The organism is Campylobacter hepaticus, assembly GCF_001687475.2.
In the GTDB taxonomy this organism is placed as follows: domain Bacteria; phylum Campylobacterota; class Campylobacteria; order Campylobacterales; family Campylobacteraceae; genus Campylobacter_D; species Campylobacter_D hepaticus.
On sequence record NZ_CP031611.1, the window covers coordinates 402,372 to 423,806 of the forward strand.

A 21,435-nucleotide genomic window follows, 5' to 3' on the forward strand; every position below is an offset into this window, starting at 1 on the left:
ATGAAACTCAGTCAAATTAGTGATGCTTGTGTAAAATGTGGAAAATGTATACCTGTTTGTACTATACATGATATAAATCCTGATGAAAGTACGAGTCCAAGAGGTTTTTTAGATCTTTTAAGCGCTTATAAAGAGGAAAAACTAGAACTTAATAAAGAAGCTAAAAAAGTCTTTGAGTCTTGTTTTTTATGTACTAATTGTGTTGAAGTATGTCCTAGTAAGTTAAGAGTAGATAGTGCTATAGAAGAAGTGCGTTATGATATTGCTAAAAAATTTGGTATAGCTTGGTATAAAAGATTTATTTTTTTTCTTCTAAGAAAGCGTAAAATTTTAGATTTATTGGCAAGATTAGGCTATGTGTTTCAAAGTTGCGCTTTTAAAATTCAAGATATGGATAAAAGTTCGGGCATGAAGGCTAGATTTTCTATGCCTTTTATTAAAAAAGGAAGATTGCTTACAAGCTTTAATAAGAGGAGCTTTTTAAATTCTCATCCTGATTTTATTGATAATAAAGGAGATAAAACTATAGGTTTTTTTGTAGGTTGCCTGGCTAATTATTTTTATATTGATACAGCAAATTCTGTGCTTAAAATTGCTAAAGAACTTAAGATCAATGTAGATTTAATGAAGCAGCAAATGTGTTGTGGTGCTCCTCAATTTTTTACAGGTGATTTTGAAAGTGTTGAAATTTTAGCTAAGAAAAATATAGAATATTTTGAAAAAAAATTAAAAAAATTAGATTTTATTATAGTGCCTGAAGCTACTTGTTCGGCAATGTTAAAAATAGATTATGAACATTTTTTTCATATGAGAAATGAACCAGAATGGGCAAAACGTGCAAAAAATATTTCATCTAAAATTTATATGGCTAGCGAATATTTTTATCATTTTAGCTCTTTAAAAGAAATTTTGAAGACCAAAACTAAATTTAACTATAGTGTGACTTATCATGATCCTTGTCATGCAAGAAAAATGCAAGCAATTTTTAAAGAACCAAGAGATTTTTTAAAAACTAATTATCATTTTGTTGAAATGAGTAATTCAAATGCTTGTTGTGGTTTTGGCGGAGTAAGTATGCAAACAAATTATTATGAACAAGCTTTAAGTGTAGGTTTAAAAAAAGCTAAGATGATAGATCAAAGTAATGCTTGTGTTGTTAGTGCTGAATGTTCTGCTTGCAGAATGCAAATTTCAAATGCCTTGGAGCAAAATTCTAGTAAGGTTGTTTTTTATAGTCCATTGGAATTAATAGCTAAAGCTTTAGAATAAAATCAATCTATTTTAAGCAGTGAAATATTGTAAATTTTCACTACTTAAAATAATTTTATGGTTTTATTATATTTTCTAAATTAGATCGATTTTTTTCAATTAAGGATCGATTTTTTTGGGTAATTTCTTTAAGTTCTATGATTTTTTCTTTAATATTTTGTATATTTTGATTTAGTAATTTAATCTTTTTTTCATAACGCATAACGATAATAAACACTATAAATAAAAATATAATAATTAAAAAAACAAATAATAAAAATTCCATACTTTTCCTTTTTATATAAAACATAAGTTTTTTTAATACTACCATGTAAAAGCTTCAAAAATCTTTTATACATTTTTTTATTTCATATTTTAATTTTTTCTTGCTTTTAATCTTAATTAAAATTTCAAAAAGTAACAAAAAGCTATATAAAAATGATAAATTAAAAATTATATAAGAAATTTAATTGTTTTAAACCCATAAGTATTTTTATAATTAAAATTTATTTTTATGAATTTTTTTATATTTTAAATACGATAATATATTTTTAAAATGATTAAAGGAGTAATGAATGAATTTAATACCTCAAATAGTACAATTACAAGATGAATTTAAAAAAATTAGGCATCAAATTCATGAAAATCCTGAGCTAGGTTTTAATGAATTTCATACTGCAAAACTAGTAGCACAAAAACTAAAAGAATTTGGCTATGAGGTGTATGAAAAAATAGGAAAAACAGGAGTAGTTGGTGTTTTAAAAAAGGGTAATAGTAATAAAAAAATAGCTTTACGTGCAGATATGGATGCTTTACCTATGCAAGAATGCACTCATTTAGCTTATAAAAGTAAAAAAGATAATATCATGCATGCTTGTGGTCATGATGGACATACTGCCTCTCTTTTGCTTGCTGCTAAATTTTTATCAAGTCAAGATTTTAATGGTACTTTAAATCTTTATTTTCAACCTGCTGAAGAGGGTTTAGAAGGTTTAGGTGGAGCTAATGCAATGATTGAAGATGGTTTATTTGAAAAATTTGATAGCGATTATATTTTTGGATGGCATAATATGCCCTTTGGTAGTAATAAAAAATTTTATCTTAAAAAAGGCGCTATGATGGCATCTTGTGATGATTATGATATTACAATCATTGGAAAAGGTGGGCATGGAAGTGCTCCAGAAAAAGCAAAAGATCCTATATATATAGGTTCTTTACTTGTTTTAGCCTTACAAAGTATAGTTTCTAGAAATGTGGATCCTCAAAATTCAGCAGTTGTTAGTATAGGTGCTTTTAATGCAGGTCATGCTTTTAATATCATTCCTGATTGTGCAACAATTAAAATGAGTGTTAGAACACTAGATAATGAAACTAGAAAATTAACTAAAGAAAGAATTTATCAAATTTGTCAAGGAATAGCACAAGCTAATGCAGTAGAAATTAACATCAATAAAAGTATTGGAGCACCAGTAACTATAAATAATGATCAAGCAGTAGATTTAGCATGGGAAGTAGCAAAAGAAATATTTGGTGAAGAAAACTGTGAATTTAATCATCGCCCTTTAATGGCAAGTGAAGATTTTGGCTTTTTTTGTGAAATAAAAAAATGCGCTTATGCTTTTTTAGAAAATGAAAATAATATTTATTTGCATAGTTCTAATTATGTATTTAATGATGATCTTTTAGCTAGAGCAGCAAGTTATTATGCAAAATTGGTTTTAAAATATCTTCAATAATAAAAATCAATCTAAAATTTCAAGTATAAATTCTTCTTTTAAACCTTTAATTTGAATTTCTTTAAGTTTTAAGTTTGAAGGAAGATTTTTTAAGAGTTCTTGATTATTTTTAGCTTGAATTTTTGCACTAATGGCTAGTAAAATTCCTCTATAGGCTTTAGCAAAATGGCTTACTACTTTACCTTTTTTTATGAATTTATAAGTACTAAATTTTTGTTTTGGAGTATAAAATTTATTATAAAATTCAGCCCTTAAATCTAATAATTCTTTGTCTTTTAAATACTCATCTAAGTTTTTGCTAAAATGTTCTTTATAAAATTTTTCTATAGCAAAATTTTTAAGTTTAACTCCTTGTTTATATTTATAAAAAGGCAAATGATCACTTGCTTTTACTACCCCAAAAAGATTTGAAAAAATAAGAGTATTGTTTAAAATGTAATTTTGACTTTTTTGATCTAAGGTTTTAAAATTTAAATACTCATAACTTACTCCATTATAAAGTGTAATAGCTTTTTGTGTAGGTGCGGTTTTTAAATTTTGTTTGAATTTGAGTATTTCTTTTTCATTTTTAATACCAAAGAGTTCTTGTAAATCTTCTAAACTAGCTTCTTTGATATGATCTTCATATTTTTTTAAAGCTTGCATTCTAAAATCAAATAATTCTTTAAATATAAAAGAATTTTTATGAATAGCTTTTTCATTACAATTATCATTTTTGTTTTCACTAGGAGAAAATAATATATTCAAAATTTATCCTTTTTAATTTTTAAAAACAAGATAGCTAAAAGCTCATAAAATTAGGCTTAATAGAATTTTTGTTAAAATTGAACATCATGAAATAAAGTAGAAAACATCAAAAATGGCAATACGCTTTTTAAAAGTTCTGTTAAATCTTGATTATTGATGCTTAATTTTTCTATGCTATTAATGGTTTCTAAATTATAATCACTAAGAGCTATATTTTTAAATTTCAAGTCAAGATAAAATTTATATTCATCATCTTTACTAATATCATTTAAAATATTTAAAATTTTATCTAAAATAAGGGCTTGTTCTTCGTATTGACTTTGCATTCTTAAATTTTGTAAATTTTCTTTACTTGTTTTTATAAGATGACTAAAAATCCCTTGTGTTTGAAGCTTGGCATTGATTTTAAAATCGTTTAAAACGATATATTGTTGTATATTATCCTTTTCTAAGTGATTTGCTTTAAAAAATTCATTTATAGCTTTTTGATCCATAGTTAAAGTTTGAGTATTAAATTGGATGCCTTTAGATTCAAGGTAATTAAGCAAATCTTTTTTTAAATTGATATTTAAAGCAATATTTAAATTAAATCTTGTATTATTCAATATTATTTTAAGATTATCTAAATAATCATTTTCTCTTTTTTTGATTTGATTTTCAAATGAAAGTGTGTAAGAATCTGAAGTTAATTTTTCAATAAAAGAATTGATTTTTGGATCTTTTTGCCATAAAATTGCATTAATATCATCAATCAATTTTGCACCAAGTTGAAAATTTTCAAAACTTAATTTTGTTTGGATATTTTTTTGTTTATTGAAAAAATATTCATAATATTGTTTAATATTTATTAATTTATTATTTTGTTCTTTGTAAATTTCATTAGTTTGAAGATGGAGGTTTTTTACCTTAAATAATTCTTCATAATGATTATTATTTTTTATAAGTATTTTAAAATCAGGACTTATACATTCGATAAAATCTTCATTTGCTTTGCATGAAAAATCAGACAATTGAATTTTAATTTGAGGATTTTGAGAAATATTTAAAAGTTTTTCAGCTAAATTTTTATTGAGTTGAGTTTGGTATTTTTCAACTGTAGTTTTATTGATGGAATTCTCGCAAGCTGAAAATAAAATAGCAAAACAAATCAATAATATAATGTTTTTTTTCATCAATTAATACTCCTTTAAAAACAAAAATTATATCAGTTTTTATTTAAAAATTGATATTATAGTAAAATGAATTAAGTTGATATTGTAAATAATGTTTTTTATTTAATATAGAGAAAATTTTATTGGTAATTTATTAGTATAATAGTTTTTGTAATTTAAAATAAAGGAATAAATCATGAAGAAAATATTTTTTAGTATTGTATTAACTTTTATAGCCGGAATTTTAATTGCTTGTGGGGGAAATTCTGATTCTAAAAAACTGAATTCTCTAGAGAATATTAAACAAAATGGTATAGTTAAAATTGGAGTATTTGGAGATAAACCACCTTTTGGCTATGTCGATGAAAAAGGTCTTAATCAAGGTTATGATATTTATTTAGCTAAACGTATAGCAAAAGAACTTTTTGGAGATGAAAATAAAGTACAATTTGTCCTTGTTGAAGCAGCAAATAGGGTAGAGTTTTTAAAATCAAATAAAGTAGATATAATCTTAGCTAATTTTACTCAAACTCCTCAAAGAGCTGAGCAAGTAGATTTTTGTTTGCCTTATATGAAAGTTGCTTTAGGTGTAGTTGTACCAAAACATAGCGATATTACAAGTATAGAAGAATTAAAAGATAAAACTTTATTATTAAACAAAGGCACAACAGCTGATGCGTATTTTACGCAAAATTATCCTGATATAAAAACTTTAAAATATGATCAAAATACTGAAACTTTTGCTGCTTTAATGGATGCAAGAGGAGATGCTTTAAGTCATGATAATACCTTGCTTTTTGCTTGGGTAAAAGAGCATCCTGATTTTAAAATGGCTATTAAAGAATTAGGTAATAAAGACTTTATTGCCCCTGCTGTAAAAAAAGGTGATAAAGAACTTAAAGAATTTATTGATCATTTAATACTTAAATTAAATAAAGAAAATTTTTTTGATAAAGCTTATGATGAAACTTTGAAAAATTATTTTGGTGATGATGTTAAAGCTTATGATATTATTATTAAAGAATAAGGTTAAAAAGGGTAATCCTTTTTAACCTTAGGATAAAGTATGCAAAAAAAATACAAAAATATTCTTTATGCTTCTTTGGGCGGAATTTTAGAATTTTATGATTTTGTTCTTTTTGCCTTTTTTTTGGATGTTTTTGCTAAGGTGTTTTTTCCACCTCATGATACTTTTTGGACGCAAATAAATGTATATATAGCTTTTGGAGCTGCTTATTTGGCACGTCCTTTTGGTGCTATTGTTATGGCGCATTTTGCAGACAGATATGGACGTAAAAATATTTTTTACTTATCTATGTTTTTAATGGTTTTGCCAAGTTTTATTTTAGCTTTTTTACCAAGTTATGAAACAATACATATTTTTGCTACTTTTGTTTTATTTTTTGTTCGTATTTTGCAAGGTTTGGCTGTGGGAGCTGAAGTGAGTGGAGCGTGGATTTATGTGAGTGAATTTGTTAAAGGACGTCAAATCCCTTTGGCTCTTAGTTTTATTTCAGCAACTTTAACCATAGGTTTATTATTAGGTTCTCTTGCTACTTTGATAATTAGATCTTATTTTAGTATACAAGAAGTAGAAGAGTATGCTTGGAGAATACCTTTTATCATAGGAGGTTTTTTTGGAGTTTTATCCTTGTTTTTAAGAAATAAATTAAGCGAAACCCCAGAATTTATTAAAATTCAAAAGGAAAATAAAATTTTAGCTTTTCCATTACTTCAAGCTTTAAAAACTCATAAAATGAATATGTTTATTTGTTTTTTAATGACTGTGGTTTTAACAAGCGGTGTAGCAACTTTGATGATTTTGCCAAAGTATTTTCAAGATCTTTTAGTTATGAGTAAAACTTCTGCTTTATGGATACAAAATTTTGCTATTTTAGCTCTTATTATAGGATCTTTATTGCAAGGAGTGTTAGCTAGTCAATGGGGAAGTTATAAAATTTGTTCTTTTTTTAGTTTAGCTTTTATAGTTTTTGGCATACTGTTTAGTTTTTATGATGAAAATTTTTTATTGTATTTTTTGTTGGCTTGTTTTATGCAAGGTATTGTTGCTTTTGCTCCTATTTTCATGACACAAATTTTTACAAGTGAGTTAAAATTTAGTGGACTTAGTTTTGCTTATAATATTTCTTATGCTATTTTAGGTTTTTTAACCCCTTTTATAGTCAATTTTTCTTATAAAGAATACTTTGGTATTTATATTTTTATAGTAGGGTTTTGCTCCTTGCTGAGTGTATTTTTATTAAAATACTTTGCAAGAAGCCGGGTAAAAGGGTTAAGCTTTGTCTTTTAAAACTTCAAAAACAACTTGAGATATTTTTTGTATTGAATTAATCTCACAACGTTCATCAGTTGAGTGGGGATTATATATATTTGGTCCTATAGAGGCACATAAAAGTTTTTGTTTTTTCTCCAAAATTCCACATTCAAGCCCTGCGTGAATAGCTGAAATTTTAGCTTGAGGTGAAAATTTTTTAAGAACTTTAAGGACTTTAGTGCTTAGTTCATTGATTTCACCTTCCCAAGGTGGGTAAAAATTAAAACTTTTCACTTCATAACCAAAAGCTTTAAAAAATTCTAAACTTTCAAATTCTATTTGTTTTAAATCATCAAGTACATTTGATCTTGCAAAAAGCGTCAACTCAATTTGCTTATCATACATTTTTAATGTAGCTAGATTAATGCTAGTTTGTACTATATTTAATTTTTCATCATAAGCACGCACCCCATGAGAAAAAGCATTTATAGTATCTAAAATTTTTGTACTTTGATTACAAATTTCAAATTCACCTTCTTCTTTAAATGTGCATTTTATATATTTGCTGCTTTGTACTTCATTTTTAAAATATACTAAGGCTTGAGCATGTTTTGGTATGGAATTTATCCTTTCTCCTCCATTAAAAGAGATAATTTCTCCATCATTTTCTTTAATAAATTTAGCCATTTCTTTAATGGAATTTTTATTATTGCTTATGATATTAATACCTGAATGCCCCCCTTTAAAATTTAATGCTTGAAGTTCATAAATTTTACCCTTTCTTTTACTAGTATCAAAATTTAAATTTGCTTTGATATCAACCCCTCCTGCACAACCTATCATAACTTCATTATCATTTTCATGATCTAAGTTTAAAAGCATTTGAGATTCTAAATGGTGTTCAAGTAGATTAACACCTATAAGTCCTACTTCTTCATCATTAGTAAAAAGACATTCAAGATCTTTAAATGTATCCATAGCACTCATCATGATAGCAATACCTATGCCATTATCTGCCCCAAGGCTAGAGTCTTTAGCTTTTAAAAAGCCATTTTCTTCATATACTTCTAATTTGGGTGCATTTCCCATACAAACCATATCATAATGGCTTTGTAAGCAAATATGAGGTTTTCCTTTTATAGCATGAATGTTTCCTGCTTTGTCAATATTGACTTTAAAACCTTTATCTTGAGCATAGGAGCTTAAAAATTCTTGCATTTGTTTGGTTTCATAACTACAATGAGGAATTTGACACAATTGTTTAAAATTTTCTATTACATTTTGCATTCTATCTCCTTTGTTTTGGTAAAATTATGACATATTTTTAAAAACTTGAGGGTGAGATAGCTAAAAAATGAGAATAAATTATAAAAAATTGTTAAATTTGAGAAAAATACTCAGCGATCCTAAGAAATTTTTTTCTATTTTGATTTTTATTCTTGTAATGCTTTTTATTCAAAATTTTATGATTCAAACAAGTAGTTTTGAAGCAAAAGTTTTAAAAGTGATTGATGGAGATACTATAGAAGTTAAACAGGATAATAAAATTTTTAGAGTCAGACTTTTTGGTATAGATGCTCCTGAGCTTAAGCAAAATTTTGGCAATCAAGCAAGAGAGGCTCTAAATAAAATTGTAAAAGGCAAACAAGTTAAAATTATTTATAAAAATAAAGATATTTATGATAGAATTGTAGCTATTGTTAAACTTAATGATAAAGATGTAAATCAATTTTTAGTAAGTCAAGGTTATGCTTGGGCTGATGTTTATTATAGTGGTTTTTATATTAAAGAACAAGAATATGCCAAAAAAAATCGTCTAGGGCTTTGGAAGCAAAAAAATCCTATAGAACCTTATAAATGGCGCAAGCACAATAAATTTTAAGGGGAAATATGAAAAAATGTATTTTAGCTTTATTACTCTTTGTATTTTCTGGATGTTTTATAAATGAAAGAGGCGTTTCAAACCGTTTTTATGATGATTGTAAAGAGTATTATGATGCAAGCGGGACTTATTATAAAGATTGTCCAAAAAATTGGGTAGATATTAAAATGACTCCTTGATTTATTTTTCTCCTAGTGAAGCCATTAATGCAGCTGCTAAAGCTTCTGGATTATTTACTTTAGAATCTTGTTCAGGAGTTTGGGTTTTAGGAGTATTAAGAGGAGGGCGTTTTAATTTAAATATATGCTCATCTGTATGTACTATTTGAACAGTTCCTTCAAACATTTTAATTTCCTTAACATGTCCAACAACTTTTATATCTCTTTTTTTAGAAGTTTCATCAAAAAGCGCTTTAGCTTCAAGTTCTAAAACATCACCTAATTTTAAAGGGGCATAAAAAAAGCATTTTGAACCAAGAACAACTGAAAATTCTTTGTTGATAGAGGCTTGAGCGACATAATTTGCTGCAGCAAAAACAAAAGCATCAAAAATCAACCCTTGATCATCTACTACCATTTCTCTTGTGGTGATAAAAACTGATTTAGCATAGTTTTTACCAAGTTTTATAATAGTTCCTGCAAAAGAAGTATTTAATTCAGGGCAAGTTAATAATTCTGTTTTGATTCGTGATATATCTTCTACAGATGCGTATTCTTCAAGTTGGGTGTATTTTTCAAAATTATCTTGTTTTGCCATATTAAACCTTTATTTGCTTTTTAAAATATTTCATGCATTAAATCGACATGAAGAGAAAAAAATTTATATTTTTATACGCACATAAACTCGTTTTGGTGCCTCATAACCTTCAATGGTTAGATTTTTATTTTTTGGATCTAAAAAGTCTTGCAAAGAAAAAGAATCTATCCATTGTGTTTTTCTTTGTTCGTTTTCATCTGTTGTTTTAGTAGCTAAAACTTCAAATTCTTTAAATCCTGCTTTCTCACACCAATTTTTTAAAGCACTAATACTAGGTACAAAATAAATATTTGAAATTCTAGAATAAGTTTTATTGGGTACAAGAGCAATATCTTTTTCATCTTCTATATACATAGTGTCTAAAAAAACTGTACCATTTTTTTTAAGTCCTGCTTTTAAGTCTTTTAGCATTTTAACCGGATCACTCCTGTGATAAATCACACCAAGGCAAAAAATAACATCAAATTTAAATCCATAGTGTGGTAGATCTTCAACTCCTAAAAGCTCATATTGTATAGGTGTTTTAGCTAGGGCATTGATAAATTCAAATTGTAAGCGGTATTTAATGCAAGGATCAAAACCTATGATTTTTGCAGGATGAAATTCTAACATTTTAAACATATAATAGCCATTATTACAACCAATATCTGCAACACATTTTTGAGAAATTTCATGCATAAAGGGTTTAAGAATATTAAATTTAATAAAACTTTGCCATTCAGTATCAATAAAAAGTTGATCTATTTTAAAAGGTCCTTTTCTCCAAGGTTTAAGTTCTTTAGCTAAGCTTAAAATTTCATCTTTATCTTGAAAATTTGTATTTAAAATAACGCTTTCTTCTAAGGATAATTCAGAGGAAAAATGATATTTTTTTAATTTTTGAATTTTAGAATATAAGGGGTGGTTTATAAATTGTTTTTCGAGCAAATTTTTTTGCATATTATTCCTTAAGATTTGCTTTTTTAGTTTAAATTATAACATTAAAAATGAAACAATAAAATCAAGTATTGAGTATAAAATTACAGCATATAGTGTAAATTTTGTATAAGTGTATTGTTGTAGTCTTTTGAATTTTGTGCAGACCTTTGGTAAATAAAATACTTTTAAAATTCAAATAATTTTATTTGTATAGATTTTTTATTGTTAAAATCTTGATTTTTTCATGGTGCTTAAAAAGAATTAGGTTTTTAATTTGCTAATTTATTGTTATAAATTTAGCCAAACTACTTAATAATAGCAAAGTAAAGTTAAAGATATGCCATAATATAATGAAATATTATATAAGATGTAAAATTATTTAGCTTTTTAATATGTCAATTTGCTAAAATATTAAAAAATAAAAGTATTTAAAAATAAATGAGATTATAACTATTTTTAATTAAGTTAAGGAAGTTTAACATGAAAATACGTATTTATTATGAAGATACAGATGCAGGTGGTGTGGTTTATCATAGTAATTATTTAAAATTTTGTGAAAGAGCAAGAAGTGAATTTTTCTTTGTTAAAAAAATAGATATTTTTGATACAACTAAGGGGCATTTTTTACTTACTAAAGCAAATTGTAATTTTATAAAATCAGCTAAATTAGGCGATATCATAGAAGTAAAAAATAAAATTTTAAAAATTAAACATGTATCTGTAGAATTTTTTCAAGAAATCTATAAAGATAAAGATTTGCTTTTTACCATGGTTTCAACCCTTGCTTATATAAACAAGGGTAAATTAATCAAAATGGATTTAAGTTTAAAAAAAGTATTTGAAGAATTATTTTAATTCTTCAAAACTTGCTTGTTTTCCTCGCATAAGACGTACTTTATATTCTACTTGAGAATTTTTGATTTTTTCATCAAATAAGCTATCGCTTTTTTTGTTTAAAAATTCAGTATAAAAATAATCAACTCCAATACTACTTGCATAAGCTATCCAATTATAATTGATATTTTGATTAAAAATTTCATTAAGATAGCTTAAATTATCATCATGATTATAGATTGAATTAGCAAGGATAAAATTATTTCTATCTCCTTCTTGAGTAAGGCTTAAAAATGTTGGATTATAGTTGATTTGAGTTGATAAAAGCACATAAGGATAAATATCATAAATTCTTAATTGTGAGCTAATTAAAGCTGTTTTAATTAAAGGAGTGTTAAAAAATATAGAAGTATTATTAAGTCCCCCTTGTGATTTTAAGAGTTTGTTAAAATCAAATTTTTCTCCTTCTAAAGTATAAATTTTAGCTTGAGTACTTTGGCTAAGTACTCTTGCATTTAAGTTGTTTGATAAGGTAGAACCATCACCAAATATTGCAATATTATCATTAGCTTGATTTAAAAGCCTTGCGATTTGTGCGTCATAATCTATACTTCCAAAAATAATATTTTCATTAGAAATTGAAGTATTGTTTTTGTGTATTGTCGGTATAAAGATTTTCATATTTCCTGAATAATTCTTTAATTCATTAACACCTTTTAAAGTAAATCCAGCTATAGCATATTTATATCCTTGATTTTGAGCTTGCTCAAGAGCTGATTGAATTAAAGTGCTATTTTCTGTACCGATAAGAAAAACTTTTACCTTGATTTCTGCTTTTTGTCTTAAAAGATAGGCAATGCTTGAATTAATTATAGTATTAGAATAGCTTTTTATTGTTTTTTCAGGAATGATAATAGCAAGTTTAACTGAAGTGATTTTTTGTATATTTTTTTCAAAATCTGTGATGGAATTTAACAATTTTATATAAATATTGGATAAAAATTGATTATTTTGTTCTGTAAATTCACTTAAAAAACTAAGATATAATCTTGACTCTAAAAGGTCAAATAAACAATTAATATTACATTCTTTAGTGTTTAATTTGGGATAAAAATTTTGCGCAGGTTTTATGTCTAGCAATTTTTGTTCTTTTGCAAAAATAAAACAAAAAGATAGCAAAAGTATTAATATTATCTTTTTCATAAAAATCCTTTAATTTTATTTAAATCTTGTATAAATATTTTTTCATAACTTGGGTTTTTTTCTATAAAATTTAACTCATAACTTGGCATAATAAAAAAATTCTTATATGTAAAAATTTCACCTCTTAAAATATCAAAATCTTTAAATCCTAAGCTTTTAAAGGCATATTCACCTAAACAAAGTAAAAAAGAAGGTTGAATCAGTTTTAATTCATTCCAAAAAAAAGGTAAACAAGATTGTAGCGAAAAATCATCAAATTTTCCATTAGAAAAGCACTTAAAAAGATAAGAAAAATAAAAATCTTCATTGCTAAGTCCTAAATTTTTATGTATATAGTATTTTAATTTTTCTCCTTTTTTTGAATCAAGCAATATTCCACTTTCATTTTCGCTTTTTTGACTATGAGTATCAACAATTAATAATTTAACTTTTTTCATTTTTTGTTCTATAAGGCTAAATTTCCTTGTTTTAGAAAAGTGGCATAGGGTGCAAGTTTGGATATTTTTTTTTAATTCTTCAAAATTGTGTACTTGACCGCGGTAATTAGTATAGGTATTAACAAAATCAAATCCCATAGCTTTTAGATAATAAAGACTTCTTAACATAAATCACACAGTTTTGCTAAATTTTTTCCACTAAGACGATAATTTCTCCATTGTTTAAGATGTTCTGCTTTTAAGCTTTCATAAAAATTAATACCTAAAATATTTTCATTTAAACAAACCCAATCAAGTCTTGCTAGCTTTTCTTTTTTGCAAAGCTCTCCTAAAAATTTAAAGACTTGACGCCCATATCCTTTTTTACGAAAATTTTCTCGTATATAAATATCTTCAAGATATATTCCGCGACTCCCTAAAAAAGAAGAAAAAGTGTAAAAATAAATCATATAGCCTATAGTTTTTTCATCTTCTTTGAGTAAAAAAGCACAAATGTGTTCATTGTTTAGAATTTGTTGTAGTTTTTCTTTGGTACATTTAAGATCATTTAACATATTTTCATATTTTGCAAATTCTATTATCATTGCTTCTAAAATATCTAAATCTTCTTGTTTTAAATGAGTGATTTTCAATTTTGACATTTTTAACCTTATTAAAAAAATAATTAATAAAAATTTATCAAAAGAATTTAAAAATTACTCTTAATTAAAAGCAATTTATAAGTAAGATTAAGATAAAATATAAGACTATTTTATAACTTTTTTAAGGAAAAATCATATGAAAAGAACTTATCAGCCACATGGCACCCCAAGAAAACGTACTCATGGTTTTCGTATGCGTATGAAAACTAAAAATGGTCGTAAAATCATCAATGCAAGACGCGCTAAGGGCAGAAAAAGACTTGCTGTGTGAAAAATTTTGATAAATTGAGCACAAATGAAGAATTTTTATCTGTATATAAAATAGGTAAAAAATGGCATTGTGAAGGTATAGCCATTTTTTATCTGAGTAGTTGTGAAAAAAAAATAGCAGTTGTTGCTAGTAAAAAAGTTGGAAAAGCAGTGGTTAGAAATCGTTCAAAACGAATTTTAAGATCTTTATTTTTTAGATTTGAAAATTATCTTCAAAGCGGTAAATATATTTTTGTTGCTAAAAATGAAATCACTCAACTTTCCTTTTCCAGGTTAGAAAAAAATCTAAAATGGGGATTAAAAAAACTAAAATGTTTCAAATAATATGCCTAAAATTGCTCCGTTTTTATCAAAAATTTCTCAGTCCTTTAAAACCTACTACTTGCAGATATTACCCTAGTTGCTCTGAATATGCATTTTGGCAGTTTCAAAAAAAGAATTTTATTCTAGCTTTTATTTTTACTTTTTTAAGAATTCTAAAATGCAACCCTTTTTTTAAAGGTGGATTTGATTATCCTAAGATCTCTAAAAATTTTGATTTTAAAAATTTGTGTTTTAAACCCATATTTTTAGCACAAAAGCAACTTTGTTTTTTATATATACCTTATAAACATAACAATTTTTACCTTATAAAAATTATCTTTAAAAGGACAAATCAGTGAATAATTCAAATAATATTTTTCAGCAAAAACGCATACTTTTAGCAGTTGTGATTTCGTTTTTATTTTTTATTGTGTATGATTATTTTTTTATACCAAAACTTCCTATACAAACAGAACAAAATCAAACACAAAATGCTTCTAAATCTATCAATGCCCCAGTGCAAAAAGATATTCAAAGTCCTATGACTACAAAAAATATGACCACAAAAAACATTATAGTAAATATTCAAAGTCAACATTTTCAAGCTCAAATTGATTCTTTGGGTCGTATTGTCAATTTTTATCTTAAAGACAAAAAATATCAAGATGAAAAAGGTGAATTTATCAATCTCATTTCAAGTCAAGCCCCTTTTTATCCTTTAGAAATACGTTTTAGCGATACTAGTATTAATCAAGAAGCATTTAATACGCATTATCAAAGTGACGAAAAAGATATATTTATTGATGAAAATGCAAGCTATACTATCCATTTAAAACAAAAATTATCGAATTTACTTGTAGAGAAAATTCTTACCTTTTATCCTAAAGGAAATTATGATATAAAAGTAAAATTAAGCAAAGATACGCATTATTTTATCACTCCAGGTTATCGTCCTGATATCGCACTTGATTCTTATACTGTTCATGGTGCTTTGGTTATGGATGATAAAGAAAGTATCCATACTTTTGAAGATGAAAAAGTAGATAAAGATGAAAATATCAAAAATGCTTTTATTGCCTCAGCTTTTGATAGATACTATGCTACTTTCTTTTATAATTTCGATAAGCCTTTTAATGTTATTATAAGTAAAGATGAAAAAGAAAATCCTTTGATTTTTGTTTCTAGTTTAAATGAATTTAATGCAGGTGCTTATATAGGATCTAAAGAACATATAATCTTAAAAAGCATAGATCCACGTCTTCAAGCAGTTGTAGAATATGGTTGGTTTACTTTTATTGCCAAACCTATGTTTGAGTTTTTAAATTTTTTACATCAATATATAGGAAATTGGGGTTGGGCCATTGTTATAATGACTTTAATTGTGCGTATTATTCTCTTCCCTCTTACTTATAAATCAATGATTTCTATGAATAAACTTAAAGATCTTGCACCAAAAATGAAAGAAATTAAAGATCGCTATAAGGGTGATCCTCAAAAAATGAATATGCAAATGATGGATCTTTATAAAAAACATGGGGCTAATCCTATGAGTGGTTGTTTGCCTATACTTTTACAAATCCCTATATTTTTTGCAATTTATCGTGTTTTGCTCAATGCCATTGAGTTAAAAGCAGCTCCTTGGGCATTTTGGATACATGATTTATCTATAATGGATCCTTATTTTATTTTACCAATTTTAATGGGAGCGACAATGTTTTTACAACAACTCATCACCCCTATGACAATCCAAGATCCTATGCAGGCTAAAATTATGAAATTCTTACCTGTTATTTTTACTTTTTTCTTTATAACCTTTCCTGCAGGACTTACACTTTATTGGTTTATAAATAATCTTTGTTCTTTGGTACAACAATGGGTAATTAATAAAATGTTTGCTAAAGAGCATGATAAAAAAATAGATGGAGTAAAAAAATGAGAATCCAAGCCGTTGATCTTCAAAGTGCTTTGACTGAGGCTTCTATGAATTTAGAGTGTTCTGTAATGGATTTAGAATATGAAATTCTTCAACACCCAAGAAAAGGTTTTTTGGGTTTGGGTAGAAAAAAAGCTATTATAGAAGCTAATGTAAAAAAAAGAACAACGAAAAAAACTGCTAAAAATGATTTTGTTTATTCTAAAAATGATCATTTAACAAGATATAATCAATCAAATCAAAACAATGATATTCAAATAAAAAATGAAAACACCAATACTCAAAAATATTTTATGCAAAATGATAAAATTTTTGATAGTTTTCATTGTCAAAGTGAAGATTTGCGTGATACTCAAGAGATTTTAGATGAAATTCGTACACACCTTGTAGCACTTTTACAAAGTTCTGAATTTAAAATCGAACTTAAAGAACTTAAAATGTATAGTGCTGATTGTGTTTTAATCCATTTAGATGGAGAAGATGCGGCTTTAATGATAGGAAAAGAAGCACACCGTTATAAAGCACTTTCTTATCTTTTACACAATTGGATCAATTTAAAATATAATTTTTTAGTGCGTCTTGAAATTGCACAATTTTTAGAAAATCAAATTCAAGGTATGCAGTTTTATTTACAAGGTATAATTAAAAAAATCAAAATCAACGGACGCGGTCAAACTAAACCCTTAGATGGAGTTTTAATTAAAATTGCCCTAGAGCGATTAAGAAGCGAATTTCCAGATAAATATGTAGGAATTAAGCAAATTAATGATCAAAGATTTGTTATTATTAATGATTTTTTGAAAAAAGATGAATGATACTATAGCAGCTATAGCCACCGCACATGGTGTAGGATCTATTTCTATTGTAAGATTAAGTGGACCAAAAGCTTTAAAATTAGCTTTAAAATTGATCAAAAAAGAAGATCTTATCCCGCGTAAAGCTACTTTTGTAAAAATTTTTAATCAAAAAGATGAAATTATAGATGAGGCTATTGTGATTTATTTTAAAGCCCCTTTTAGTTTTACAGGTGAGGATATAGTAGAATTTCAAACACATGGGGGTTTTAGTGTGAGTGAAATTTTACTTGAAGAACTTGTTAATTTAGGCGCAAGATTTGCCTTAGCAGGAGAATTTAGTAAAAGAGCATGTTTAAATGGAAAAATGACTCCTTTAAAAGCCTTAAATATTCAAGAGCTTATACTTTCAAAATCTGCCCTTGCAGCTAAAATTATAGCACGCAATATGCAAGGTACTTTAGGAGAACTTTTAGAAAAAATCCGTACAGATTTAGTAAAAACTTTAGCTTTTGTAGAAACAAGTATTGATTATGCAGAGGACGATTTACCAGCCAATTTACTGAGTCAAATTGATCAAATGTGTGAAGAAAATTCTAAAATTCTTAAAGAAATTTATACTCTTTCTCAAAGTAAAAAAGGTTTAATTGATGGCTTTAAAATCGCTATCATAGGTAAGCCAAATGTTGGAAAATCCTCGCTTTTAAATGCTTTACTTGCTTATGAAAGAGCTATTGTTTCAGATATTGCAGGAACTACGCGTGATACTATAGAAGAAAGTTTTAAATTAGGTACTCATTTATTGCGTATTATTGATACAGCTGGTATTAGAGAAAGTGAGAATGCTATAGAGCAAATAGGTGTAAAATTAAGCAAGAAAAGTTTAGAGGATGCAGATATTATCTTAGCAGTTTTTGATGCTTCAGCAAAAGAAGATGAGGAAGATAAAGTAATTTTAAAATTACTTGAAAAAAGCGATAAAAAGATTTTTTGGATTTTAAATAAAAATGATTTAAAAAATGTTTTTGAAAATACGCAAAAAAAAGCTTTTATTAAAATAAGCGCTCAACAAGATATTACCTTATTAAAAAAAGAATTGCAAAATTATCTCAATTCCTTTGATAGTGAGGGTATTATGGTGAGTTCTTTAGCCTTTCTTAATGCTTGTAAAATTTCAAGCGAGGCTATTTGTAGGGCAAAAGATCTTTTAAAAGAAAATGCTTTAGAGCTTTTTGCTTTTGAATTAAATTTAGCCATAGAAGAGCTTGCAAGATTTACTAAAGATTTTCAAAGAAGTGAAATTTTAGACGAAATGTTTGGTAATTTTTGTTTAGGAAAATGAAAGGATAAAATATGGATAAAGAAATTATAAGAGCGCATAAATTAAGTGATGAAGAATATGAGCAAATTTTAGAAATTTTAGGGCGTGAACCTAATTTACTTGAGCTTGGTGTTATTGCTGCTATGTGGAGTGAGCATTGTTCTTATAAATCTAGTAAAAAATATCTTACAGCTTTTCCAACTAAAGCCCCTTGGGTGATTCAAGGACCAGGAGAAAATGCAGGGGTTATTGATATAGGCAAGGGTATGGCAGCAGTTTTTAAAGTAGAAAGCCACAATCATCCTAGTTTTATCGAACCCTTTGCAGGTGCAGCTACTGGCGTAGGAGGTATTTTACGTGATGTTTTTACTATGGGTGCAAGAGTGATTGCAGGGCTTAATTCTTTAAAATTTGGAGATATTTATGATAAAGATTGTGGTAAATATCAAAAATACCTTGTCAAAGGTGTAATAAGCGGTATTTCTCATTATGGAAATTGCATGGGTGTGCCAACAATTGGCGGAGAATGTGCTTTTGATGAGTGTTTTAATGGCAATATTTTAGTGAATGCTTTTGCTTTGGGAACTTGTAAAATTGAAGATATTTTTTATGCTAAGGCTGAGGGTGTAGGAAATCCTGTTATTTATGTAGGTTCAAAAACAGGTCGTGATGGTTTAGGCGGGGCTGTTATGGCAAGTGATAGCTTTAATGAACAAAGCAAAAGCTTAAGACCTACTGTGCAAATTGGCGATCCTTTTAGCGAAAAACTTTTAATGGAAGCTTGTTTGGAACTTTTTAAAACAGATTATATTATAGGTATTCAAGATATGGGTGCAGCTGGGTTAACTTCAAGTTCTTTTGAAATGGCAGGAAAAAGTGCTAGTGGTATGAAGCTTTTTTTAGATAAAACTCCCATGCGTGAAAGTGGTATGACGCCTTATGAACTTATGCTTAGTGAATCTCAAGAAAGAATGTTAATTTGCGCTAAAAAAGGTTATGAAGATAAGGTTATAGCAATTTTTAAAAAATGGGGCTTAGATGCAGTAGTAATAGGCGAAGTAAGCGATAGTGGAAAAATGGAATTGTTTTGGCATGGTGAACTTGTTGGACTTATTCCTATTGAACCTTTAAGTAAGAAAGCACCTATTTTAAATCGTCCTTTAAGCCAACCAAAGTATTTAGATGAAATTAAAGATGAAAAATTTGAGTTAAAATTAAGTCCACAAGAACTTTTCATTCAAATGTTAAAAAATGAAAATGTAAATAATAAAGCTTTTATTTATGAACAATTTGATTCTAGTGTACAAACTAATACTATAAAAGCAGATGGAGCTTTGGGTGCTAGTGTTGTGCGTATTAAAGAAAATGGGGCTAGTGTGGCTATGGCTATAGAATGTAATTCGCGTTTAAATTACATAAATCCTAAAATAGGTGCAGCCCTAGCTATAGCAAGTGCAGGTAGAAAAGTAGCTTGTAGTGGTGCTAAGCCTTTGGCTATAAGTGATTGTTTAAATTATGGTAATCCTCAAAATCCCGAAGTCATGTGGCAATTTGTTCAAGCTTGTGAAGGTATTAAAGAAGCTTGCAAGCATTTAAATACTCCTGTAGTAAGTGGTAATGTTTCTCTTTATAATGAAACTCAAGGAGTAAGTATTCATCCAAGTCCTACTATAGTATGTGTGGGTCTTTTAGAAGATGCTAATAAAACCTTAAAAGCAAGTTTTGATAAAGAAGATTTATGTGTTTATCTTTTAGGAGAAAGTTTTGCACAATTTAGCGGGTCTTTAGCTATGAAAGTGCAAGATAAAAAACTTGCAGGTATGCTTAAAGATTTAGATTATAAAGCTGAACTTGATCTTTGGCATTTACTTTATCAAGCAAATCAAAACGCCTTGCTTGAATGTGCCAATAGCGTAGGTATAGGAGGTATTGCTATAACTTTAGCAAAAATGTGTGCTATTTCTCATTTGGGTCTAGATTTAAAAAGTGCTTTTGTGGATGAAAAAATGATTTTTGATGAAAGTCCAAGCCGTGCTATAATAGCATTGCGCAAAGAAAATGAAGAAGCTTTTTTAAATTTAAGCAAGGAATTTGGTATTAAAGCTTATAAGCTAGGTATAACTACACTTAAAAAAGAATTTAAACTTGATAGTATCATTTTAAGTAAAGATGAACTTGATAAGTTTTATTTTGATACTTTTAAAGAGCAAATTCAATGATTTTACTTTTAATTATACTGTCCATTTTAGCTTTTTATTGGTATTACAAAACCTGGGGAAAGCAAGACTTTTTAAATTCAAGTGTACGTGGTGTTAAAGGTTTTACAAAAGCTTTTAAAAGAGGTGTTTTAGAAGAAAGAATGGATGCTTTAAAAAGGCGTATGAATTATTATGTTATTGCGCTTTTGGCAAAAATTGCAAAAAGTGATGGCAGGGTAAGTCAAGATGAAGCTAATATGATAAAAGACCTTTTAGATGCAAATGCTAAAGATGAGCAAGAAAGGGCTTTTTTAAAAGCAAGTTTTAACGAGCATAAAGAAAATTTAAATGATACTTTTTATGTAGCAAAAGATTTTTTAAAAGAAGTTCCTTTGCCGAAAAATGAGCGTTTTAATGTATTACGTGTTTTAGTATTTATGGCTTTAATTGATGGAAGTTTTAGTGCTAAAAAGCGTGAAATTTTAGAACATATTGCAAGAGCTTTTGATATAGCAAAACATGATCTTGATGCTTTAATTTCTAGTCTATCCAGTTTAAAAAATACAAATAAAGAACTCAGTTTAGATGAAGCTTATAAGATTTTAGAACTTTCTAATCATGCTGATTTAAATCTTGTTAAAAAACAATACAGATTATTAGCTAAAAAATATCATCCTGATATTTTAAATGCTAATAATGTAAGCGAAGAAGAACTTAAAAAAGGTGTAGAAAAATTTCAAAAAATCAATGAAGCCTATGAGAAAATTAAAAAACATTTAGAAAGGTAA

24 protein-coding genes are annotated in these 21,435 nt (G+C 27.0%); 15 read left to right on the forward strand and 9 right to left on the reverse strand.

Going from position 1 to position 21,435, the window contains the following annotated elements; genetic code table 11:
• A complete protein-coding gene (locus A2J15_RS01995; RefSeq protein ID WP_066779591.1) occupies positions 1-1,269 on the forward strand; it encodes a (Fe-S)-binding protein in 1,269 nt (422 codons plus the stop codon).
• 55 nt (positions 1,270-1,324) lie between these two features.
• Here the strand turns inward: A2J15_RS01995 and A2J15_RS02000 are convergent, their stop codons facing one another.
• The gene (locus A2J15_RS02000; RefSeq protein ID WP_066779594.1) at positions 1,325-1,534 is read right to left on the reverse strand and encodes a hypothetical protein; all 210 of its coding nucleotides are present in this window, start codon (positions 1,532-1,534) and stop codon (positions 1,325-1,327) included.
• A 289-nt stretch (positions 1,535-1,823) separates the two neighbouring features.
• Here A2J15_RS02000 and A2J15_RS02005 point away from each other — a divergent pair, with 289 nt between their 5' ends.
• Positions 1,824-2,984 (forward strand): M20 aminoacylase family protein, encoded by a 1,161-nt coding sequence (locus tag A2J15_RS02005; RefSeq protein WP_066779597.1) that lies wholly within the window; start codon positions 1,824-1,826, stop codon positions 2,982-2,984.
• A 6-nt stretch (positions 2,985-2,990) separates the two neighbouring features.
• On the opposite strand, the gene A2J15_RS02010 is transcribed toward A2J15_RS02005, so the two are convergent.
• Together A2J15_RS02010 and A2J15_RS02015 are read right to left on the reverse strand one after the other, a co-directional pair.
• A complete protein-coding gene (locus A2J15_RS02010) occupies positions 2,991-3,731 on the reverse strand; it encodes a YaaA family protein (RefSeq protein ID WP_066779600.1) in 741 nt (246 codons plus the stop codon).
• A gap of 71 nt (positions 3,732-3,802) precedes the next feature.
• The gene (locus A2J15_RS02015; RefSeq protein WP_066779603.1) at positions 3,803-4,903 is read right to left on the reverse strand and encodes a JlpA family lipoprotein adhesin; all 1,101 of its coding nucleotides are present in this window, start codon (positions 4,901-4,903) and stop codon (positions 3,803-3,805) included.
• A gap of 175 nt (positions 4,904-5,078) precedes the next feature.
• Between A2J15_RS02015 and A2J15_RS02020 the strand changes: the two genes are divergently transcribed.
• Both A2J15_RS02020 and A2J15_RS02025 read left to right on the forward strand, forming a co-directional pair.
• The gene (locus A2J15_RS02020; protein WP_066779606.1) at positions 5,079-5,909 is read left to right on the forward strand and encodes a cysteine ABC transporter substrate-binding protein; all 831 of its coding nucleotides are present in this window, start codon (positions 5,079-5,081) and stop codon (positions 5,907-5,909) included.
• Between the two features lie 39 nt (positions 5,910-5,948).
• The gene (locus A2J15_RS02025; protein ID WP_066779608.1) at positions 5,949-7,193 is read left to right on the forward strand and encodes an MFS transporter; all 1,245 of its coding nucleotides are present in this window, start codon (positions 5,949-5,951) and stop codon (positions 7,191-7,193) included.
• Here the strand turns inward: A2J15_RS02025 and A2J15_RS02030 are convergent.
• Positions 7,176-8,444 carry a M20/M25/M40 family metallo-hydrolase gene (locus tag A2J15_RS02030; RefSeq protein ID WP_066779611.1) on the reverse strand — a complete coding sequence of 423 codons (1,269 nt, stop codon included), beginning with the start codon at positions 8,442-8,444 and terminating at the stop codon, positions 7,176-7,178. The genes A2J15_RS02025 and A2J15_RS02030 overlap by 18 nt on opposite strands.
• 67 nt (positions 8,445-8,511) lie before the next feature.
• Here A2J15_RS02030 and A2J15_RS02035 point away from each other — a divergent pair, with 67 nt between their 5' ends.
• Together A2J15_RS02035 and A2J15_RS02040 are read left to right on the forward strand one after the other, a co-directional pair.
• Positions 8,512-9,039 carry a thermonuclease family protein gene (locus tag A2J15_RS02035; protein WP_066779614.1) on the forward strand — a complete coding sequence of 176 codons (528 nt, stop codon included), beginning with the start codon at positions 8,512-8,514 and terminating at the stop codon, positions 9,037-9,039.
• A gap of 8 nt (positions 9,040-9,047) precedes the next feature.
• A complete protein-coding gene (locus tag A2J15_RS02040) occupies positions 9,048-9,218 on the forward strand; it encodes a hypothetical protein (protein WP_116980472.1) in 171 nt (56 codons plus the stop codon).
• A gap of 1 nt (position 9,219) precedes the next feature.
• On the opposite strand, the gene A2J15_RS02045 is transcribed toward A2J15_RS02040, so the two are convergent.
• The gene (locus A2J15_RS02045; protein ID WP_066779617.1) at positions 9,220-9,795 is read right to left on the reverse strand and encodes a hypothetical protein; all 576 of its coding nucleotides are present in this window, start codon (positions 9,793-9,795) and stop codon (positions 9,220-9,222) included.
• A gap of 63 nt (positions 9,796-9,858) precedes the next feature.
• On the reverse strand, positions 9,859-10,749 hold the full coding sequence (gene cmoB, locus A2J15_RS02050) for a tRNA 5-methoxyuridine(34)/uridine 5-oxyacetic acid(34) synthase CmoB (RefSeq protein WP_116980473.1): 891 nt from the start codon (positions 10,747-10,749) through the stop codon (positions 9,859-9,861).
• A 444-nt stretch (positions 10,750-11,193) separates the two neighbouring features.
• Here cmoB and A2J15_RS02055 point away from each other — a divergent pair, with 444 nt between their 5' ends.
• Complete coding sequence (locus A2J15_RS02055; RefSeq protein ID WP_066779622.1) at positions 11,194-11,568, forward strand: YbgC/FadM family acyl-CoA thioesterase; 375 nt, start codon at positions 11,194-11,196, stop codon at positions 11,566-11,568.
• On the opposite strand, the gene A2J15_RS02060 is transcribed toward A2J15_RS02055, so the two are convergent.
• The 3 genes from A2J15_RS02060 to A2J15_RS02065 are packed head-to-tail and all read right to left on the reverse strand — an operon-like array spanning position 11,560 to position 13,828.
• Positions 11,560-12,750 carry a hypothetical protein gene (locus tag A2J15_RS02060; RefSeq protein ID WP_066779624.1) on the reverse strand — a complete coding sequence of 397 codons (1,191 nt, stop codon included), beginning with the start codon at positions 12,748-12,750 and terminating at the stop codon, positions 11,560-11,562. The genes A2J15_RS02055 and A2J15_RS02060 overlap by 9 nt on opposite strands.
• Complete coding sequence (locus tag A2J15_RS07575) at positions 12,747-13,355, reverse strand: uracil-DNA glycosylase family protein (protein ID WP_066779627.1); 609 nt, start codon at positions 13,353-13,355, stop codon at positions 12,747-12,749. The genes A2J15_RS02060 and A2J15_RS07575 overlap by 4 nt, the downstream gene beginning before the upstream one ends.
• The gene (locus tag A2J15_RS02065) at positions 13,349-13,828 is read right to left on the reverse strand and encodes a GNAT family N-acetyltransferase (protein WP_066779631.1); all 480 of its coding nucleotides are present in this window, start codon (positions 13,826-13,828) and stop codon (positions 13,349-13,351) included. The genes A2J15_RS07575 and A2J15_RS02065 overlap by 7 nt, the downstream gene beginning before the upstream one ends.
• Before the next feature lie 136 nt (positions 13,829-13,964).
• Here A2J15_RS02065 and rpmH point away from each other — a divergent pair, with 136 nt between their 5' ends.
• From rpmH to A2J15_RS02105, 8 genes are read left to right on the forward strand one after another with little or no spacing between them, the layout of a single operon-like run.
• Positions 13,965-14,099, forward strand: a complete 135-nt coding sequence (gene rpmH, locus A2J15_RS02070) for a 50S ribosomal protein L34 (protein WP_066779634.1) — start codon at positions 13,965-13,967, stop codon at positions 14,097-14,099.
• Positions 14,096-14,422, forward strand: coding sequence for a ribonuclease P protein component (gene rnpA, locus A2J15_RS02075; RefSeq protein ID WP_066779636.1), 327 nt, complete (start codon positions 14,096-14,098; stop codon positions 14,420-14,422). The genes rpmH and rnpA overlap by 4 nt, the downstream gene beginning before the upstream one ends.
• Positions 14,419-14,760 carry a membrane protein insertion efficiency factor YidD gene (gene yidD / locus A2J15_RS02080; protein WP_116980516.1) on the forward strand — a complete coding sequence of 114 codons (342 nt, stop codon included), beginning with the start codon at positions 14,419-14,421 and terminating at the stop codon, positions 14,758-14,760. The genes rnpA and yidD overlap by 4 nt, the downstream gene beginning before the upstream one ends.
• Entirely contained in the window at positions 14,757-16,337 is a 1,581-nt protein-coding gene (gene yidC / locus A2J15_RS02085) for a membrane protein insertase YidC (protein ID WP_066779644.1), read from the forward strand. The genes yidD and yidC overlap by 4 nt, the downstream gene beginning before the upstream one ends.
• Positions 16,334-17,149 (forward strand): Jag N-terminal domain-containing protein, encoded by an 816-nt coding sequence (locus A2J15_RS02090; RefSeq protein ID WP_066779647.1) that lies wholly within the window; start codon positions 16,334-16,336, stop codon positions 17,147-17,149. Before yidC ends, A2J15_RS02090 begins: the two co-directional genes overlap by 4 nt.
• Complete coding sequence (gene mnmE, locus A2J15_RS02095) at positions 17,142-18,470, forward strand: tRNA uridine-5-carboxymethylaminomethyl(34) synthesis GTPase MnmE (protein ID WP_066779650.1); 1,329 nt, start codon at positions 17,142-17,144, stop codon at positions 18,468-18,470. Before A2J15_RS02090 ends, mnmE begins: the two co-directional genes overlap by 8 nt.
• A gap of 11 nt (positions 18,471-18,481) precedes the next feature.
• Entirely contained in the window at positions 18,482-20,668 is a 2,187-nt protein-coding gene (gene purL, locus A2J15_RS02100) for a phosphoribosylformylglycinamidine synthase subunit PurL (protein WP_066779653.1), read from the forward strand.
• Complete coding sequence (locus A2J15_RS02105; protein ID WP_066779656.1) at positions 20,665-21,435, forward strand: TerB family tellurite resistance protein; 771 nt, start codon at positions 20,665-20,667, stop codon at positions 21,433-21,435. Before purL ends, A2J15_RS02105 begins: the two co-directional genes overlap by 4 nt.

Coding starts and splice junctions, on each gene's coding strand:
- A2J15_RS01995 (WP_066779591.1), top strand. CDS start 1: ATGAAACTCAGTCAAATTAGTGATGCTTGTGTAAAATGTGGAAAATGT.
- A2J15_RS02000 (WP_066779594.1), bottom strand. CDS start 1,534: ATGGAATTTTTATTATTTGTTTTTTTAATTATTATATTTTTATTTATA.
- A2J15_RS02005 (WP_066779597.1), top strand. CDS start 1,824: ATGAATTTAATACCTCAAATAGTACAATTACAAGATGAATTTAAAAAA.
- A2J15_RS02015 (WP_066779603.1), bottom strand. CDS start 4,903: ATGAAAAAAAACATTATATTATTGATTTGTTTTGCTATTTTATTTTCA.
- A2J15_RS02020 (WP_066779606.1), top strand. CDS start 5,079: ATGAAGAAAATATTTTTTAGTATTGTATTAACTTTTATAGCCGGAATT.
- A2J15_RS02025 (WP_066779608.1), top strand. CDS start 5,949: ATGCAAAAAAAATACAAAAATATTCTTTATGCTTCTTTGGGCGGAATT.
- A2J15_RS02030 (WP_066779611.1), bottom strand. CDS start 8,444: ATGCAAAATGTAATAGAAAATTTTAAACAATTGTGTCAAATTCCTCAT.
- A2J15_RS02035 (WP_066779614.1), top strand. CDS start 8,512: ATGAGAATAAATTATAAAAAATTGTTAAATTTGAGAAAAATACTCAGC.
- A2J15_RS02040 (WP_116980472.1), top strand. CDS start 9,048: ATGAAAAAATGTATTTTAGCTTTATTACTCTTTGTATTTTCTGGATGT.
- A2J15_RS02045 (WP_066779617.1), bottom strand. CDS start 9,795: ATGGCAAAACAAGATAATTTTGAAAAATACACCCAACTTGAAGAATAC.
- A2J15_RS02055 (WP_066779622.1), top strand. CDS start 11,194: ATGAAAATACGTATTTATTATGAAGATACAGATGCAGGTGGTGTGGTT.
- A2J15_RS02060 (WP_066779624.1), bottom strand. CDS start 12,750: ATGAAAAAGATAATATTAATACTTTTGCTATCTTTTTGTTTTATTTTT.
- A2J15_RS07575 (WP_066779627.1), bottom strand. CDS start 13,355: ATGTTAAGAAGTCTTTATTATCTAAAAGCTATGGGATTTGATTTTGTT.
- A2J15_RS02065 (WP_066779631.1), bottom strand. CDS start 13,828: ATGTCAAAATTGAAAATCACTCATTTAAAACAAGAAGATTTAGATATT.
- rpmH (WP_066779634.1), top strand. CDS start 13,965: ATGAAAAGAACTTATCAGCCACATGGCACCCCAAGAAAACGTACTCAT.
- A2J15_RS02090 (WP_066779647.1), top strand. CDS start 16,334: ATGAGAATCCAAGCCGTTGATCTTCAAAGTGCTTTGACTGAGGCTTCT.
- mnmE (WP_066779650.1), top strand. CDS start 17,142: ATGAATGATACTATAGCAGCTATAGCCACCGCACATGGTGTAGGATCT.
- purL (WP_066779653.1), top strand. CDS start 18,482: ATGGATAAAGAAATTATAAGAGCGCATAAATTAAGTGATGAAGAATAT.
- A2J15_RS02105 (WP_066779656.1), top strand. CDS start 20,665: ATGATTTTACTTTTAATTATACTGTCCATTTTAGCTTTTTATTGGTAT.